The sequence below is a fragment of the Streptomyces sp. NBC_00775 genome (assembly GCF_036347135.1).
In the GTDB taxonomy this organism is placed as follows: domain Bacteria; phylum Actinomycetota; class Actinomycetes; order Streptomycetales; family Streptomycetaceae; genus Streptomyces; species Streptomyces lutosisoli.
Genome location: NZ_CP108938.1, coordinates 8181228 through 8198042, shown reverse-complemented (window position 1 = coordinate 8198042; position 16815 = coordinate 8181228). Strand labels below are relative to the sequence as shown.

The 16815-nt window shown below is 70.5% G+C and carries 14 protein-coding genes; 7 read left to right on the top strand and 7 right to left on the bottom strand.

The genetic code is table 11. The features are described from left to right. Window positions 1–420: 420 nt before the first annotated feature. Window positions 421–3135, bottom strand: coding sequence for a PAS domain S-box protein (locus OIC96_RS36390; RefSeq protein WP_330303757.1), 2715 nt, complete (start codon window positions 3133–3135; stop codon window positions 421–423). After that, the gene (locus OIC96_RS36385) at window positions 3132–4499 is read right to left on the bottom strand and encodes an ABC transporter substrate-binding protein (RefSeq protein WP_330303758.1); all 1368 of its coding nucleotides are present in this window, start codon (window positions 4497–4499) and stop codon (window positions 3132–3134) included. Before OIC96_RS36385 ends, OIC96_RS36390 begins: the two co-directional genes overlap by 4 nt. A gap of 172 nt (window positions 4500–4671) precedes the next feature. On the opposite strand from OIC96_RS36385, the gene OIC96_RS36380 reads away from it, so the two are divergent. Continuing rightward, entirely contained in the window at window positions 4672–5049 is a 378-nt protein-coding gene (locus OIC96_RS36380; protein ID WP_330303759.1) for a response regulator, read from the top strand. 124 nt (window positions 5050–5173) lie between these two features. Here the strand turns inward: OIC96_RS36380 and OIC96_RS36375 are convergent, their stop codons facing one another. Then, window positions 5174–6004, bottom strand: a complete 831-nt coding sequence (locus OIC96_RS36375) for a hypothetical protein (RefSeq protein WP_330303760.1) — start codon at window positions 6002–6004, stop codon at window positions 5174–5176. Between the two features lie 5 nt (window positions 6005–6009). Next, the gene (locus OIC96_RS36370; protein ID WP_330303761.1) at window positions 6010–6612 is read right to left on the bottom strand and encodes a papain-like cysteine protease family protein; all 603 of its coding nucleotides are present in this window, start codon (window positions 6610–6612) and stop codon (window positions 6010–6012) included. A gap of 236 nt (window positions 6613–6848) precedes the next feature. Here OIC96_RS36370 and OIC96_RS36365 point away from each other — a divergent pair, with 236 nt between their 5' ends. Beyond that, window positions 6849–7796, top strand: coding sequence for a hypothetical protein (locus OIC96_RS36365; protein WP_330303762.1), 948 nt, complete (start codon window positions 6849–6851; stop codon window positions 7794–7796). Window positions 7797–7856: 60 nt separating this feature from the next. Here OIC96_RS36365 and OIC96_RS36360 read toward each other — a convergent pair whose 3' ends face one another. After that, on the bottom strand, window positions 7857–8279 hold the full coding sequence (locus OIC96_RS36360; RefSeq protein ID WP_330303763.1) for a Rieske (2Fe-2S) protein: 423 nt from the start codon (window positions 8277–8279) through the stop codon (window positions 7857–7859). Between the two features lie 177 nt (window positions 8280–8456). On the opposite strand from OIC96_RS36360, the gene OIC96_RS36355 reads away from it, so the two are divergent. After that, a complete protein-coding gene (locus tag OIC96_RS36355; protein WP_330303764.1) occupies window positions 8457–9515 on the top strand; it encodes a LacI family DNA-binding transcriptional regulator in 1059 nt (352 codons plus the stop codon). Further along, window positions 9512–10423 carry a carbohydrate kinase family protein gene (locus tag OIC96_RS36350; RefSeq protein WP_330303765.1) on the top strand — a complete coding sequence of 304 codons (912 nt, stop codon included), beginning with the start codon at window positions 9512–9514 and terminating at the stop codon, window positions 10421–10423. The genes OIC96_RS36355 and OIC96_RS36350 overlap by 4 nt, the downstream gene beginning before the upstream one ends. An 8-nt stretch (window positions 10424–10431) precedes the next feature. On the opposite strand, the gene OIC96_RS36345 is transcribed toward OIC96_RS36350, so the two are convergent. Further along, the gene (locus OIC96_RS36345; RefSeq protein WP_330303766.1) at window positions 10432–11286 is read right to left on the bottom strand and encodes a helix-turn-helix domain-containing protein; all 855 of its coding nucleotides are present in this window, start codon (window positions 11284–11286) and stop codon (window positions 10432–10434) included. A 100-nt stretch (window positions 11287–11386) separates the two neighbouring features. Here OIC96_RS36345 and OIC96_RS36340 point away from each other — a divergent pair, with 100 nt between their 5' ends. Further along, entirely contained in the window at window positions 11387–11956 is a 570-nt protein-coding gene (locus OIC96_RS36340) for a YceI family protein (RefSeq protein WP_330303767.1), read from the top strand. A gap of 61 nt (window positions 11957–12017) precedes the next feature. Here the strand turns inward: OIC96_RS36340 and uvrA are convergent, their stop codons facing one another. Further along, a complete protein-coding gene (gene uvrA, locus OIC96_RS36335; RefSeq protein ID WP_330303768.1) occupies window positions 12018–15056 on the bottom strand; it encodes an excinuclease ABC subunit UvrA in 3039 nt (1012 codons plus the stop codon). 223 nt (window positions 15057–15279) lie between these two features. On the opposite strand from uvrA, the gene OIC96_RS36330 reads away from it, so the two are divergent. Both OIC96_RS36330 and OIC96_RS36325 read left to right on the top strand, forming a co-directional pair. Next, window positions 15280–15969 (top strand): maleylpyruvate isomerase family mycothiol-dependent enzyme, encoded by a 690-nt coding sequence (locus tag OIC96_RS36330; RefSeq protein ID WP_330303769.1) that lies wholly within the window; start codon window positions 15280–15282, stop codon window positions 15967–15969. Between the two features lie 9 nt (window positions 15970–15978). Beyond that, on the top strand, window positions 15979–16635 hold the full coding sequence (locus OIC96_RS36325; protein WP_330303770.1) for an MBL fold metallo-hydrolase: 657 nt from the start codon (window positions 15979–15981) through the stop codon (window positions 16633–16635). The last annotated feature ends 180 nt before the right edge of the window (window positions 16636–16815 follow it).

Here is a 16815-nt window from a genome sequence, read left to right as displayed (position 1 = left end):
GGCCCCTTTTGCCCGACCCGTGCGGCGCGGTGGTGTGTTCCTGCGCGCGTCCCCAACAGCCTGTCGGACCCGATGAGTTACGGCTAGCCGTAAGCGGAATTGGGGGCTGGCCGTGACGACATGGGGACCTTCCGGCGCGATGCTCGAACCAGTGCAGACGCAGGGGACCGGCCGCCCCGGGCGAGGGGCGGCGGGTCGAACGGTCGAAGGCTGCGGGAGACGCGGCGGACACGGATCGAGAGACGACGGTGGTCGGTCCGTGTCCGCCGGTACGAGGACGAGGTGGCGCCCCTCCGCCATGCCCTCGACCCGTGGGACCCCGGCCTCGCGCGGGCCTGCCCGGCGTCTGCGGCTCGCGCGCAGCGGGTCTCCCCGGAAACGGACCCCGTACAGGACCCGCTCCGTGTACGCCCCGGGCGGTCACACATCTGTTGGCCGTTCCCGCAACGGCAGCCGGATGGTCAGGGTCGTGCCTCTCCCCGGCGGGCTGCTGATCGCGAGCTTGCCGCCGATCGCCTCGACGCGGTCGATGAGCCCGATGAGACCCGAGCCGCCGCCCGGTTCGGCGCCCCCGCTCCCGTCGTCGCCGATGGATACCTCAAGGACGTCGTCGTACGTCCGTGCCGCGACCTGCACGACGGTGGCGCGGGCGTGTTTGGCGGCGTTGGTGAGGCTTTCGGAGGTCACGTAGTAGACCGCGACCTCAGTCTGTTCCGGAAGGCGGACGGAGGGCAGCCGGAGATCCAGTTCCACGGGGACGGCAGAGCGGCGGGCCAGCGCTCGCAGGGCAGGGCCCAGGCCGCCCTTGGAAAGGATCGCGGGGTGGATGCCGCGGGAGATGTGCAGCAGATCCTCGAAGGTGTCGTCCAGGCCTTTGCTGATGTGCGCCAACTGCTCGACGAATTCGGCCGACTGGTCGTCCATCATGGACTCGGCCATCCGCAGCTCCAGTTGGAGCGAGACGAGGCGCTGCTGGACGCCGTCGTGCAGATCGCGCTCGATACGGCGCCGGGAGGCGTCCGAAGCGGCCACCACGCGCGCGCGTGAGGCCCTGAGCTGGGCCCGGCTGTCGGCGTTGGCGATGGCGGTGGCGACGAGTTCGGTGAAGTCGGCGAGCCGGGACTCGGTGCCCGGAGGCAGTGGTTCCGGGCCCGTCGGGGCCGCGACGACGGCGCCCCACAGACGGTCGTCGACGACGATCGGGGCGCCGACCGAGCGTCCGGCGCGGGCCGCCCGGCGGGTCTCGGCCACCACGGCGGCCGCCTCCTCGCCCGCGCCCCCGACCGCGTGAGCCGAGCCGAGGACCGTGACGGCACCGTCGGCCTCGTACCGCAGAACGGCCGCTGCCGCCGTGCTCAGCGCCAGACCCACCTCGCGCGCGACCGCCGCGAACACCTCGTGCGGCGTGTCGCCGTGGGCCACGCGGGTGGCGACGCGGCGCAGCGCGGCCTGCTCGCGGTCGGCCCGGCGACTCTCGGTGACGTCGCGCGCGGCGGCGTAGACGAGGCCCTCTCCGGTCACCGGGCGGGCGCTCCACTGGAGCCAGCGCTCGGTGCCGTCACCGCGCAGGCAGCGGTTCTCGAACTCGGCGAGCTCGACGCCGTCGGCCAGGCGGTCGAGGGCGGCACGCGTGCGTGCTCGGTCCTCCGGGTGGACGAACTCCAGCCAGGGCTTGGTGAGAAGCACGTCGGCGGGGTATCCCAGATTTCGCTCGAAGGCCGGGTTCACGCGCTTGAAGTAGCCGTCGATCCCGCAGATGCACAGCAGGTCGAGGGAGAGGGTGAAGATGCTCGCCAGCTCCCGCTCGGCCTTGCGGCGTCTGCCGTGCGCGGCGGCGAAGGACGCCATGGTGTCGTTCATGCCGCCCAGCAGCTGCGCCCAGGTCCCGTCGAACGCGGCGACGTCCGCGCGGTGGCCGAGCCGGTTGTCGTCGAACGCCGTGTTCATGGTGCGGATCTCGGCGGCGAGCCGCTCGCTCGTGACATGGAGTTCGCGGAAGGTGTCGGCGACGACGCCGATCTCGTCGCGCCCCCTGTAGTGGACGTCGTACGACAGGTCGCCGGCGGCGAGCGACTTGGCGCCCTGGGACACCACGGTGAGCGGGCGCGTGATGGAGCGGCTCAGGGTCAGGGCGAGGAGGGTGAGCGCGAAAAGGACCCCTACGGAGAGGGCGAGTTCGCGTTCGCCCCGGTCCTGGGCGCTCTTCAGGTCGTGGTCGGCGTCGGCGGCCAGTTCGACGGCTGCGGCGTGGGCGATGCCGCGCAGGGCGGTGAGCCGGTCGCCGGAGGCCGTGAGCCAGCCCTCCAGGGAAGGGAGTCGCTTGGTGGCGCCCTCGGAGGCCATGAGGGTGTCACGGGTCGCGCGCACGGTGCGGCCCGCGGGCAGCAACAGGGCGCGGGAGAGGCGGGCGCGGAGCGGCCCGGAGGCGGTCTGGCGGAAGGTGTCGAGCTGGGCGCTCTCCAGGGCGGGCCAGCGGTTGGCGGGGCCGCCGTGGCCGTCCTGGCGCGGCGCCGCGAGCAGGACGGCGAGCTCGACGCGTTCCCGCTCGGCGGCCTCGACGGCGCCCAGGATCGCCAGATAGGCGTCGCCGGAGCGGCCCGAGGCCCGCGTGGGGCGGCTGGAGTCGAGGCGGCGGACGGTGTCGAGCAGATACCTCGCGACAGTCGCGTACCGCTGCTCGATCCGCGCCGGGGTCAGTGACCCGCTGTCCGACTCCAGCCGGGCCGCGTGGAGTTGGTTGCGCAGGGAGTCGAGGACGCCGAGGACGTCGGGTTGTCCCATGTGCCCGGCCGCGGCGCCCTCGGCGGCGGTCAGGGCGCGGTGGGTGGCGCCCCTGGCCGCGTCCCGCTCGGCCGCCGCGTCCGTACGGTCCGGGGCCGCCTCGGCGAGGACCTCCGCGAAGCGCTCGCGGGCGACGGCCTCGTAGAGCCCGGCCGTCGCGAAGGAAACCTTGGTCGAGGCCCTGAAGTCCTCCAGGGTGCGCGCCTCCTGCCACTGGGCCAGGGCCGAGAAGACCGTGAAGGCGAGCAGTCCGGTGACCGGCAGCAGGACGAGCAGCATGAGCTTGGTGCCCACCCGCAGCCGCGCGAGCAGCGGCGGGCGGGGCCCGGCCGGGCGCCGGCCGCCGGGTCTCATGGCCCGCCAGACGGGTAACCCTGGTGGTCGGCCAGATCCTTGTCGATCTCACGGACCGCCTGGTCCAGTGCGGGCTTGACCGGGGCCAGGTCCACGACGATCTTCGCGAAGGCCTTGGAGAAGGCCATGGTCACAGCGGGATAGGCGGGCGTCTGCGAGCGGGGCCGCGCGACGGTCCTCAGCTGCTCGATGAACAGATGCTCGGGGCCGCCCTCGGCGAAGGACGGCGAGATCCTCACGGCGCTGTTCGTCGCCGGGATCGCCCCGTTCGCCACGGTCATGCGGTGGATCTGGTCGGGCTTGAGCAGATAGGCGAGGAACCGCCAGACCGCGTCGCCATCGGTGGCGCCCGTGGTGACGCCCCACTGCCAGGATCCCATCCCGGTCACCGTGCCCTTGCCGAAGTCGGGCAGCGGGACGATCTTCACATCACCGGGGAACGCCTTGGTGTAGTCGGGGTACATCCAGTGCCCCACCCAGGAGAGGGGGCTACGGCCCGCCACGAAGGCCTTGTCGTCCTTGTCCGGGTCGATCAGCCCCTCCTTGGCCCAGCTCTGCATCGTCGTGAGCGCCTTGACCGCCTCGGGGCTGTTGAGGAAGCCGTCGGCCGTGCGATGGTTCCTGGGGTCGATGAGATCGCCGCCGGCCGACCAGACGGCGGGCGCGAAGCCGTAGGTGTTCCACTCCTGGCCCGTAACGGAGTAGTTGAGCCGCAGGTCCAGCGGGCGCTCGTAGCCCTGCTTCCGGAGCTTGTGGAGGATGCCGGTCAGCTCGGTGGCCGTCCAGGCGTCGCCGGGGCCACTCGGCACGCGGATACCGGCCTTCTTCAGGACCGAGGGACGTACGTAGAGGCCGAGCCCGGAGTCGAAGGTGCCGACGCCCCACAACCGGCCCTCATAGGTGCCCTGTTCGCGGATCGAGGGCAACAGGTCGTTCTTCACGCTGTCGGGCACACAGGAGTCGATCGGCTTGAGCTTGCCCGACCAGGCGTAGTTGTAGAGGTTCGGGCCGTCGAAGTCGAGCAGGTCGGGCAGGTCGCCGCTGGCGGCCGCGGATTCGACCAGATCCGTGTAAGGGCGCTCTTCGGGGAGGGTGATCAGCTCGACCCGGACCGCCTTCTGCGCAGCATTGAAGTCCTTGACCTGCGCGCGCAGCGTGCCGAGCTCCCCGCTCGGGCCCGCGTGGAACCAGACGGTGATGTCGGTGGTGCCCTTGAGCTTTCCGTCGCACGTGGTGTCCGCGCGCGTCCTGGAACGCTTTCCGTCGTCGCCTCCCCCGCCGCATCCGGCGGCGAGGAGGGCCGCGCAGAGCACTCCGGCGAGGAACGCCCGGCCTTGCGGCGGTTTCCTTCGGAGCAACGTCATCGTGTATCCCCACCCAACCGACGGGACACGGCCACCCCAGGGCATCGACATGCTACCGCCGGTGACGCGCCGCTGCTCTGCGTGAATGCGAACCTGCCTTTCTGGCACAGGACTTCAGCACTTTCCGGCTAGCGGGAAGGCGCGAAGGTCAACCTGTTGGGAAGCTGTCAGCATGTCCATGCGCTGTCTCCTCGTCGACGACAGCGCCCGGTTCCTGGAGGCCGCGCGCACCCTGCTGGAGCGTGGTGGGGTACAGGTCGTCGGTGTCGCCTCGACGGGCGCGGGAGCTCTCGCGCGGGCTCTTGAAGCGGCTCCGGACGTCGCCCTCGTCGACATCGACCTCGACGGAGAGAACGGCTTCGACGTGGCGGCACGACTCGCGGGCAGCGTGCCCGCCGTGATCCTGATCTCGACGCACTCCCTGGAGGACTTCCAGGAACTCGTCGCGGCCAGCTCGGCCCGCGGCTTCCTGCACAAGTCCGCGCTTTCGGCGGGGGCGATATGGGAATTGCTGGGGCGTGAGGGGCGAGGGGCGAGGGACAGGGAGTGAACGGCCGGGTGTAGGGGGGCCGGCGGTGGCTCGGGATTGAGCCCTGACTCTGGCTTGTGCGGCTCCTGGTGGCTGCCGGGCGGAGCGGGGGCGTGGCTCCGCCCGGCGCCGGAGGAAGGCGGAGTCAGCGGCGGCGTCGGCGCAGGGCGCGGGAGACGCTCAGGGTGAGGGCCACGAGGGCTCCGACGCCGGCTGCCGCCGAGGCGATGGCGACGGCGGGGCCGGGGTTCTCCGGGTGGTCGTGCGGGCGGCCGGTCCCCGGGGACTCGGAGCCGTATCCGCCCGCCTCGCCCGACCGCGCGTACACGGAGCCGGGGAGCTTGTCCGCGTACGCCTTGTGCACGCGCGCGCGGTAGGAGGCCAGCGTCGTGCCGCGGGCGCCGATCGCCTGCCGGGCGTCCGTGTCGAGGGGCAGCACGCGCGCGTGGCGCTCGACGTACCAGGCGTCGATCTGCGGCTCCCTGAAGACCGTGCCGCCCGGCAGCAGCCGGGCACCCAGGGCCGCGTAACGCGTCTCGTCGTCTCCGGAGGCGATGTTCACCAGCTGCCAGCCGCCGCCCTGTCGCGCGGTCCACAGGGACGCCTTCCGACCGTCGGAGGCGACGGCCCGGGTCGCCAGGAACGCGAGCCGGGCGACCGGTGCGCCGGTCCTGCCGGCCACGAAGTCAGGAGACAGGTAGTACACCGGGACGGTGTCGTCGTCCACGCGCGCGCGGAGGGTTGATTCGGTCACCGAACTGCCGGGGTCCGCGAAGAACCGGGCGAGGGTGTCCAAGGTCGCGGGATCGCTGGCGGCACGGTGCGCGGTGGCCACGGAGGCCGGGGAGACCGGGGAAACCGGGGAAACCGGGGAAAGTCCGGCTTCGGCCCTGGCCGAGGGGGCGGCCAGGCCGAGCAGCAGGGTGGCGGCGCAGCCCGCGACGGCGGCGCTCGTGACGCGGGTACGTCGGGTCATCGCGCTCACGCCCCGATCCGGTACAGCGAGTGGGTCCAGGAGAAGGAGTCGTTGTCCACGTACCAGGCGTGGGAGGCCCAGTTGTAGCGGTCGTTGGAAGGCCAGGGGTCACCCCAGTAGACCCAGCTGTTCGTGTCGTCGTACCCGTAGAGGACGTGCATGTGGCCGCCGCCGCTCGACCACTGGATCCGGGTCTCGACGGGCCGGTTCGCGTCGATCTCCGTCTCCACGGTCGAGTGGCGCAGCCATCCGGAGACGTACGAACCGGGGTTGATGCCCGCCCAGTCCAGGCCGTCCTGCACATCGCCCAGCGAGGCCTGCCAGTTGGGACATTCGGTGCCCTGGGCGCGCCCGAAGGCGGCGTTGCAGAACTGGTTCTGCGAGTAGCTCCGACCGAACCAGGTGGCGACCGTGTTCCCGCTGGCCGCCCAGCACCAGTTGCTCTTCTGCTGGGCCTGCATGGTGATGTTCAGGCGCTTGTACGCGAGGGTCGTCGCGTGGGGCGTGGACGTACTGGCCGCGGGTGCCTGGGAAGCGACGGCCGTCGTCGGGGCGGCGCCGAGGGCGGCCAGCACGGCGGCGAGAGCGAGGAGCCTTCTGTGGCGCATGCGTTCCTCCCGAGTGGGGTTCGAGGAGTGGAGGAGCGCGTCCGGACGCTGCAGTGAAGCATGTTGAGCATCAGGTGTTGTCGGGACTTGGTCAACACGCTTCAATGCGGGGGAACTCGGGCCGTGAACGGCGAAACCCGCGTGTGAACAGACCCCGCGCGCCGACCTGGCGGCCCCGACGACCCGCACGAACGGCCTGACCAGCCGTTGTGAACATTCACAGAAGGGCCCCCTGCATGCGGCACGGCACACAGCACGCGGACGTCGCCACGGCGGAACTGGAGACGGCTCTGCGGGGCGGCCCCTTCCATGTCGCGCTGCGCGCCGCGATCGCCGCGCGCGGGCTGCCGCTGCAGCGCGTACAGCACCATCTGTCGCGGTACGGGGTCAAGGTCGGGGTGACGAGCCTGAGTTACTGGCAGCAGGGCGCCCGGCGCCCACAGCGCCCCGAGTCGCTGCGCGCCGTACGCGCCCTGGAGGAGATCCTCCAGCTGCCGGACGAGTCGCTGATCCGGCTGCTCGCCAAGGCCGACGAGCGCTCCGATCCGCAGCGCCCCACGGGCCGTTCGTACCGCTCCCTGGTGGAGGCCTCTGGCGTCCTGGAGCGGCTTCTGGCCGAGCTGGAGTCACCTCTCGACGGCGGGCTGCACACCCTCGGCCACCACGAACGCGTCCGGATCGGGGCACATCGCGAGCTGCTGGGCCGCGAATCGCACCACATAGTGCGCGCGCACAAGGACGGCGTGGACCGCTATGTGGCCATCCACCACGGAGACCCGGGGTGCGCTCCGGAACGGATGGCGGTACGCGCCCTGGAGAACTGCCGTACGGGGCGGGTGCGCTGGCACCAGGACACCGGGGTGTTCGTGGCCGAACTGCTCTTCGACACACGTCTGCGCGCCGGCGATACGTTCCTGTTCCGCTACGGCTTCGACGACGGCACGGCCGGTGCGTCCAGCGAGTACGTCCGCGGCTTCAGCTTCGCGGGCGGGCAGTACGCCCTCCAAGTGCAGTTCGCCGAGGACGCGTTGCCTGTGCGCTGCCACCGGTTCACCCAGCACTCGGCGGCGGCTCCGCGCAGCGGTCGTCAGGAACTGACGCTGAGCGGTCGCCATCGCTCGGTGCATCTGGTCGAGCCGCGCGTACGGTCGGGGATCGTGGGGATCGGATGGGACTGGGAGTGACCACCCAGGTCGGCACGGTGTCGGTGACCGGTTTCGTCAAGCATCCGCTGCGAGAGCGCCTCAGGCGCCCGGGCCCGCGATGATCTTCCCGCCCTTCGCCTCCACGGACAGCTCCTCCAACGGCGTGGTGGCCGGCACGTGCAGCACCTTGCCCGTCATCGCGTCGAACTCACTGCCGTGGCACGGGCACGTGAGCGTCGCGCCCTCCAGCTTGTTGATGGCACACCCCGCGTGCGTGCAGATCGAGCTGAACGCCTTGAGCGAACCGTTCTCCGCACGGCTGACCACGACGTTCTCATCACGGTAGAGCTTGGCGCCCCCCTTGGCGATCTCGCTCTCCGCGCCGAGCTCGACCGGTCCGGTGAGCCTGGTGGGAGCGCCCTCGCCACCACCGGAGCACGCGGTGAGGCCGAGCCCGGCGACCGGCGTGAGCGCCGCTCCCCGCAGGACGGTACGGCGGCTCGCGGACGGACGGCCGGTCATGGCATCTCCACTGGTCGGGGGCGGTGGAGATCGACGATACCGGCATGAATCATTCCGCCCCGGGCGGGGTGGGTCGACCTCACGAGGTGGACGTAAACGCTTACGTAAGCGTTTACGTCTGCCGCCGGATGGGATAGCTTCCCGTGCGGACGACCGGGGTCCAGGGGAGGGAGCGCCATGGCGACGATGGTCGATGTGGCTCAGCGCGCGGGTGTGTCCATCGCGACCGTCTCGCACGTGCTCAATGACACGCGCCCGGTGCTGCCGCAGACCCGCCAGGCCGTCCTCGATGCCATCGACGAGCTCGGATACACGCCGAACACCCTGGCCCGTTCACTGGTCACCGCACGCACACGGTCCATCGGGCTCGCGGTATCGGCGATCAGCAACCCGTACTTCACGGAGATCCTTCAGGGCGTCGAGGCCGGCGCCCTGGAGCACGGCTACAGCCTGCTGATCGCCGATCCGCACGACGACCCAAAGCACGAGCGGAAGATCGTCCAACTGCTGTACGAGCGACGCGTCGACGGCGTGATCATCGCCCCCTCGGCGGATCCGGAGGCGCTCCTGCGCTACCTCGGGCAGCACGACGTACCCACCGTGTTCCTGGACCGACTCGTCCGCTCCCCCACCGAGAGTCCCTTCCCCTTCGACCAGGTCTGCACCGAGAACGCCGAGCCCACGACCCGGCTGGTCACCCACCTCGCCGAACTGGGCCACCAGCGCATCGGACTGGTCGCCGGCCTGCCGGGACTCAGCACCACGACCGAACGGATCACCGGCTACCGCCACGGCCTCGCGCACGCCGGACTCCCGTACGACGAACGACTCGTGGTGCATGGCAACTCCCAGGCGGAGGCCGCCGAGGAGGCCGCCCACGCCCTGCTGTCCCTCGCGGCCCAGCCCACCGCGCTCGTCACCGCCAACAACGCCATGACCATCGGCGCGTTGCGGGCCCTGCGCCGGCGGGGCCTGTCGGTGCCGGACGACCTGGCGCTGTGCTGCTTCGACGACTTCTCCTGGGCGGACCTGTTCACCCCGCGGCTGACGGCGATCTCCCAGCCCAGCAAGGAGATCGGGGCCCAGGCCGTCCGGCTGCTCCTGGAACGGCTGGCGTCGCCCGGCCGTCCGGGCCGTACCGTCCGGCTGCCCTCCGCCTTCGTCCACCGCACCTCGTGCGGCTGCCCCGAGAGTTCCAAGAGTCCCGAGCTCCACAGGAAAGGACCCGAGTCGTGATCGTCGTCGCCGGTGAGGCCCTGATCGATCTGGTACCGCAGGGCGCGGGCGCCCTCGTGGGCCTGCTGCCGCGCCTGGGCGGCGGCCCCTACAACACGGCGGTGGCACTCGGCCGCCTCGGATCCCCCACGGCCTTCTGCTCCCGGGTCTCGTACGACGCGTTCGGCGAGGCGCTCCTGGGCGGGCTGGGCGAGGCGGGCGTCGACGTGTCGCCCGTGCAGCGCGGAACGGAGCCGACGACCCTCGCGGTCGCCTCGATCGGCACGGACGGCTCGGCCGCGTACTCCTTCTACGTCGAGGGCACCGCGGACCGACTCTTCTCCGCACCGGACCAACTCCCCGACGCCACCAAGGCGGTGTCCTTCGGGACCTGCTCGCTCGTCCTTGAGCCGGGCGCGAGCGCGTACGAGGAGCTGATGCGGACCGCCGCCGCACGGGGGGTGTTCACCGCGCTCGACCCGAACATCCGGGCCGGGCTGATCCCCGACGCGGACGCCTACCGGGCCCGGTTCAAGAGCTGGCTGCCGTCGGTGTCGCTCCTCAAGCTCTCGGAGGAGGACGCCCTGTGGCTCGGCGGCACCCCACGCGAGTGGCTGGCGTCCGGTCCCGCGGCCGTGGTGATCACGCAGGGCGGTGACGGTCTGACGGTGTTCACCCGCGACGGCGCGGTGCACTCCGTACCCGGCGAACCAGTCGACGTCGTGGACACCATCGGCGCCGGCGACACCGTGAACGCTGCATTGCTGCACGGCCTGGCCGCGCGGGACGCCCTGTCATCGGCTGCGGTGGCAGCCCTTGGCGCCGACGGCTGGACCGAACTGCTGCGCTTCGCGGCCCGCGCGGCGGCGATCACCTGCTCCCGCGCGGGAGCCGAACCGCCGTACGCCGCTGAACTCGGCGACCTGTAACAGATCAGTCAGCTGCCGACCGACCGCAGCGCCCCGGGCTGCCGCCCGTTGAGCCGGTCCAGCGCGGCCGCCGTGGCTTCATCGGCTGGAAGGTGTACGACCATGCGGTGCCCGTCGTCCGGCAGGGCGAGCGTCTCGTACGACAGGCGCAGTGGGCCGGCTTCCGGGTGAGCGACCAGGTCGGTCCCGGCCCGCCGGGGCATCGCCGGCACGGCGGCGAGCCGGTCGGCGAAGGGGGCGCCCGCGGTGACGGTCAACTCGTCGGCCATGGCGGCGACATGGGGATCCTGGAGCGACGCCTCGTGCCTGAGGTGGGCGACCTGTACGTCGGCCACCTGATCCCAGTTGGAGTAGGCGGCGCGCGCCCGCTCGTCGGTGAACACATACCGCAGGATGTTCGGCTGCTTGCCGTCGAGCACCCCGAGAGGTCCGGCGAACCGCCGATAGCCGCCGGTGTACGCGAGGATGTCGCCGATCCAGTTGATGAGCACGGCGGGTGTGGGTTCCAGCCGGTCCAGCATGGCCCGCACGCTGGGGCGCACGGTGCGGGTGGGCTCCACCACCGATGTGCAGAACACGGCGTCGTGACCGGCTTCCTTGACGAGCCGGCGCAGCAGGATCCGCTCCGCCACGGGCAGCTGTAACGCGTCGGAGAGCACGCCCAGGACCTGGGGTGACGGGTTGCGGTCGCGGCCCTGTTCGAGCCGGATGAGGTACTCGACGCTGATCCCCGCGAGTGTGGCCAGCTCGGCGCGGCGCAGCCCTGGAGTGCGACGGCGGGAACCCGTCGGCAGCCCCACCTCGGCGGGTGTGATCGCTTCGCGGCGTGCGCGCAGAAAGGTGCCGAACTCGTTGTCGCTCACTCGTCGAACGTACAGCGCGTGCGGCATCGGATCGTGGCCCTGTCACTACCACCATCCAGCCGGTCTCCCTACTGGCTGCCCGGCCGCGCAGGGTGGAGCCATGACTGACGACAACTCCCCGATCGCGTATGCCTCTTCCCTGCCGCTCGCCGCTGGCGACTGGGAGCTCGACCCCCTGCACTCGGCCGTCAACTTCACTATCCGCCACCTCGGGATCGCCAAGGTGCGGGGGCGCTTCGGTGAGGTGAAGGCCGGGCTGTACGTCGGTGAGACGGCCGACGATGTCAAGGTGAGCGCCGAGATCGCTCTTGCCTCTCTTGACACCGGGAACCCGGACCGCGACGCGCACACGCGGTCGCCCGAACTGCTCGACGTCGAGAAACGTCCCACGATGACCTTCCTCTCGACGCGGGTGTCCGGTGACGGTGAGGAGTGGTCGATGGAAGGGGACTTGACCATCGGGGGTGTGACGCGGACGGTGCCTTTCGCCGTCGAGTTCGGCGGGGTGGTGGATTCCCCCGTCGACGGTCGCCGGCACGCGGGATTCGAGGCGACGGGCGAGATACGGCGCAGCGACTTCGGTCTGGACTTCGGGACCGGGTTCCTGGGTGATGTTGTCAAGGTGCAGTTGGACATGCAGTTCGTCGAGCCGCAGGGACAGGGCGGCTGACTGTGCAACGCGCGGCGCCCCGCGGGGAGTTCCCGCGGGGCGCCGTACTTTTGGGGACTTGTCAGGCCTTGCGAGCCCGCGTGGTCTTCGCGGGGGTCGCCTTCTTCGTGGCCGTCTTCTTCGTGACCGCGGCTGCCTTCTTGGTGGCCGTGTTGTTGACGGTCTTCGTGGTCGTCTTCTTCGCCGTCGCCTTGGCCGCCACCGTCTTCTTGGCAGCGGTCTTGCGCACGGCCTTCACCGGGGCGGCGTCGCTGATCCGGTCGGAGTCGAGGACCTCGCGCAGGAACTTGCCGGTGTGGCTGGCCGGAACGCCGGCGACCTCCTCCGGCGTGCCCTCGGCGATCACGAGACCGCCGCCCGCGCCGCCCTCGGGACCCATGTCGACGAGCCAGTCGGCGGTCTTGATGACGTCCAGGTTGTGCTCGATGACGATGACCGTGTTGCCCTTGTCGACCAGTCCGGAGAGCACGGTGAGGAGCTTGCTGATGTCCTCGAAGTGGAGGCCGGTGGTCGGCTCGTCCAGGACGTAGACCGTGCGTCCGGTGGACCGCTTCTGCAGTTCGCTGGCGAGCTTCACGCGCTGGGCCTCGCCGCCGGACAGGGTGGTCGCGGACTGGCCGAGCCGGACGTAGCCGAGACCGACGTCGTTCAGCGTATTGAGGTGGCGGGCGATCGCCGGGACAGCCTCGAAGAAGTGCATGGCTTCCTCGATCGGCATGTTCAGGACGTCGGCGACGGACTTGCCCTTGTAGTGGACCTCCAGGGTCTCCCGGTTGTAGCGCGCACCGTGGCAGACCTCGCAGGGGACGTACACGTCCGGGAGGAAGTTCATCTCGATCTTGATGGTGCCGTCGCCGGAGCAGTTCTCGCAGCGGCCGCCCTTGACGTTGAAGGAGAAGCGCCCGGGCAGATAGCCGCGGACCTTCGCCTCGGTCGTCTCCGCGAACAGCTTGCGGACGTGGTCGAAGACTCCGGTGTACGTGGCCGGGTTGGACCGGGGGGTTCGGCCGATGGGCGACTGGTCGACGTGCACGACCTTGTCGACGAGGTCGTCGCCGTCCACGCGCGTGTGCCGGCCGGGGACGCTTCTCGCGCCGTTCAGCTCTCGGGCCAGGTGCGTGTACAGGATGTCGTTGACCAGCGTCGACTTTCCGGAGCCCGACACGCCCGTGACGGCCGTGAGGATGCCCAGCGGGAAGGACACGTCGATGTCCTGGAGGTTGTTCTCCCGGGCGCCGTGCACCGTGAGCTGCCGGGACGGGTCCCGGGGGCGGCGGATGTCGGGCAGCGGGATGGACTTCTTGCCCGACAGGTACTGGCCGGTCTGCGACTCCTCGTTGACGAGCAGCTCCTTAAGGGAGCCGCTGTGCACGACCTTGCCGCCGTGCTCGCCCGCGCCGGGGCCGATGTCGACGATCCAGTCGGCGACCTTGATGGTGTCCTCGTCGTGCTCCACCACGATGAGCGTGTTGCCCATGTCGCGCAGCCGGACCAGGGTCTCGATCAGCCGGTGGTTGTCGCGCTGGTGCAGACCGATGGAGGGCTCGTCGAGGACGTACAGGACGCCCACGAGTCCGGAGCCGATCTGGGTGGCCAGCCGGATGCGCTGGGCCTCACCGCCGGAGAGGGTGCCGGCCGCGCGGTTCAGCGACAGGTAGTCGAGGCCGACGTCGACCAGGAAGCGCAGCCGTTCGTTGACCTCCTTCAGGACGCGCTCGGCGATCTTCTTGTCGCGGGCGTTGAGCTTCAGCTCGCCCAGGAAGTCCGCGCAGTCGCTGATGGACATCCCGGAGACCTCGGCGATCGACTTCTCCATGACCGTGACCGCGAGGACGAGCGGCTTCAGGCGCGTGCCCTCACAGGTGGGGCAGGGCACCTCGCGCATGTAGCCCTCGAAGCGCTCGCGGCTCGCGTCGCTCTCGGACTCGCTGTGCCGCCGCTTGACGAAGGGGACGGCCCCTTCGAAGGGCGTGGTGTACACGCGCTCGCGTCCGTACCGGTTGCGGTAGCGGACCTCGATCTGCGTCTTGTGCCCGTAAAGCAGGGCCTTCTTGGCACGTTGCGGAAGACCGGCGAAGGGGATGTCGGTTCGGAATCCCAACGCGTCGGCGAGGGCTCCGATGAGCCGCCCGAAGTAGTCCTTGGTGTGCCCGTGCGACCAGGGGTGGATGGCGCCCTCGTCGAGCGACTTCTCCTCGTCCGGGACGATCAGCTCCGGGTCGACCTCCATGCGCGTACCGATACCGGTGCACTCGGGGCAGGCGCCGAAGGGCGAGTTGAAGGAGAAGGAGCGGGGCTCCAGCTCTTCGAAGGACAGGTCGTCGTACGGGCAGTACAGGTGCTCCGAGTACATGCGCTCGCGCTCGGGGTCGTCCTCGGGGAGGTCGACGAAGTCGAGCACCACCATGCCGCCGGACAGGCCGAGGGCGGTCTCCACGGAGTCGGTGAGGCGACGCTTGGCGGAGTCCTTCACCGTGAGGCGGTCGACGACCACCTCGATGGTGTGCTTCTCCTGCTTCTTGAGCGTGGGCGGCTCGGTGAGCTGGATCGTCTCGCCGTCGACCCGGGCCCTGCTGTACCCCTTGGTCTGGAGATCGGCGAAGAGGTCGACGAACTCTCCCTTGCGCTCGCGCACCAGCGGCGACAGGACCTGGAAGCGGCTCCCCTCCGGCAGCTCCAGGACCTTGTCGACGATGGCCTGCGGCGACTGGCGCGTGATGGGGCGGCCGCACTCGGGACAGTGCGGCTTGCCGATGCGCGCGAAGAGCAGGCGCAGGTAGTCGTAGACCTCGGTGATGGTGCCGACCGTCGAGCGCGGGTTGCGCGAGGTCGACTTCTGGTCGATGGAGACCGCCGGGGAGAGGCCTTCGATGAAGTCCACGTCCGGCTTGTCCATCTGGCCGAGGAACTGCCGGGCGTACGAGGAGAGCGACTCCACGTAGCGCCGCTGCCCCTCGGCGAAGATCGTGTCGAAGGCCAGCGAGGACTTGCCCGACCCCGACAAGCCCGTGAAGACGATGAGCGAGTCGCGCGGGAGGTCGAGCGAGACATTCTTGAGATTGTGCTCGCGCGCTCCACGGACGATGAGACGGTCGGCCACGCCGGTCCGCACCTTTCTTGAGAGAAGTGACAGGGGCCGAGGCCCCCGTCTTCCTCAGACTAGGGGGAGCCACTGACAGCGCCGGTTGGTTTCCCTGGTTCACAACAATCCCGGGCCCTCCAGCATGCCCGACGCCACGCTCGAGCTTATAGCACGCGTATTCGATTTAGGGTGGTGGTCGACCACCTTCACCCAAACGTGTGGCGGGGCTAGGGTCGGCCTCATGATTGATCATGTGCGCGACCTGGCGTCTGTACGTGACGCGACCGAACGGCTGCTCAGCGCAGCCGCCAAACTGGACAACGTTTCCGTGGCCGAGCCGTCACGGCTTCCCGGCTGGAGCCGCGGCCACGTCCTCGCCCACCTCGCCCGCAACGCGGACGCCCTCGTGAACGTCCTCGAAGGGCGTCCCATGTACGCCTCCGGCGACGCCCGGGACAACGACATCGAGCGGGACGCACCGCGCGCCCTGGACGTACAGCTCACGGACGTGCGCGAGAGCGCGGCCCGCTTCCAGGAGGCGGGGGCCGCTCCCGCGGACTGGTCCCGCACCGTGGAGCTGCGCAACGGGGTCACCGACTCCGCGGCCCGAGTGCCGTTCCGGCGGTGGATCGAGGTCGAACTGCACCACGTGGATCTGGGGATCGGGTACGAGCTCGAAGATCTTCCGGAGGAGTTCGTGGCCCGGGAGATCGACTTCCTCGCCGACCGCTTCAGCGGACACCCCGAGGCGCCTGCCACCCGCGTCACCGACGGCACGCGTGCGTGGAGCACGGGCCGCGTCACGGAGGGCGGCCCCGAGGTCATCGTGACCGGAGCCTCCCCCGCGCTGCTCGGCTGGCTCGCGGGGCGCCGCGACGGGGCCGACCTGAGCGTCGACGGCGGTCCGCTTCCCGGCCTGCCCCCGCTATAGGCTGCCGTCATGACGTACAGCGGAGCGGTGAAGGTCGGCGGACCTGCCGATGTGCACGAGCTGCAGAACCTGATGATCTCCAAGGTCGCCGTCGGCCCGATGGACAACAACGCCTATCTGCTGCGCTGCCGGGCCACCGACGAGCAGCTTCTGATCGACGCGGCGAACGACGCCTCGACGCTGCTCACGCTGATCGGTGACGACGGCATCGCGTCCGTCGTCACCACCCATCAGCACGGCGACCACTGGCAGGCGCTCGCGGAGGTCGTGGCGGCCACGGGCGCGCGCACCTACGCGGGCCGGAACGACGCCGACGGCATCCCCGTGCCGACCGACGTCCTCGTCGACGACGGCGACACGATCCGGGTGGGGCGCGTGGAGCTCACCGCGCGCCATCTGGTGGGGCACACGCCGGGCTCGATCGCTCTCGTCTACGACGACCCGCACGGGCATCCGCATGTGTTCACAGGCGACTGCCTCTTCCCTGGCGGTGTGGGCAACACACGCAAGGACCCGAAGGCGTTCGCCAGCCTCATCCGGGACGTCGAGACCAAGATCTTCGGCGTTCTGCCGGACGAGACCTGGGTCTACCCGGGCCACGGCAACGACACGACACTGGGCGCGGAGCGGCCGCATCTGCCGGAGTGGCACGCGCGGGGGTGGTGAGTCCGACCCCAGGGGCGCGTGTTTGCGAGCACGCGCCCAGCGCGTTGTGACGAGCGCGCCCAGCGCGAGCTTTCAGCGCACGCTCCCCGCGCGCGAGCCGTAGTCGTGCGCTCCGACGCTCCGTGCACCTCACTCGCGCACGTCCCGCGTGCACGCCCCACGCAACCCCCGTACGCACGC

Coding starts and splice junctions, on each gene's coding strand:
- OIC96_RS36330 (WP_330303769.1), top strand. CDS start 15,280: ATGATTGATCATGTGCGCGACCTGGCGTCTGTACGTGACGCGACCGAA.
- OIC96_RS36370 (WP_330303761.1), bottom strand. CDS start 6,612: ATGCGCCACAGAAGGCTCCTCGCTCTCGCCGCCGTGCTGGCCGCCCTC.
- OIC96_RS36340 (WP_330303767.1), top strand. CDS start 11,387: ATGACTGACGACAACTCCCCGATCGCGTATGCCTCTTCCCTGCCGCTC.
- OIC96_RS36360 (WP_330303763.1), bottom strand. CDS start 8,279: ATGACCGGCCGTCCGTCCGCGAGCCGCCGTACCGTCCTGCGGGGAGCG.
- OIC96_RS36385 (WP_330303758.1), bottom strand. CDS start 4,499: ATGACGTTGCTCCGAAGGAAACCGCCGCAAGGCCGGGCGTTCCTCGCC.
- OIC96_RS36380 (WP_330303759.1), top strand. CDS start 4,672: ATGTCCATGCGCTGTCTCCTCGTCGACGACAGCGCCCGGTTCCTGGAG.
- OIC96_RS36390 (WP_330303757.1), bottom strand. CDS start 3,135: ATGAGACCCGGCGGCCGGCGCCCGGCCGGGCCCCGCCCGCCGCTGCTC.
- OIC96_RS36355 (WP_330303764.1), top strand. CDS start 8,457: ATGGCGACGATGGTCGATGTGGCTCAGCGCGCGGGTGTGTCCATCGCG.
- OIC96_RS36365 (WP_330303762.1), top strand. CDS start 6,849: ATGCGGCACGGCACACAGCACGCGGACGTCGCCACGGCGGAACTGGAG.
- OIC96_RS36325 (WP_330303770.1), top strand. CDS start 15,979: ATGACGTACAGCGGAGCGGTGAAGGTCGGCGGACCTGCCGATGTGCAC.
- OIC96_RS36375 (WP_330303760.1), bottom strand. CDS start 6,004: ATGACCCGACGTACCCGCGTCACGAGCGCCGCCGTCGCGGGCTGCGCC.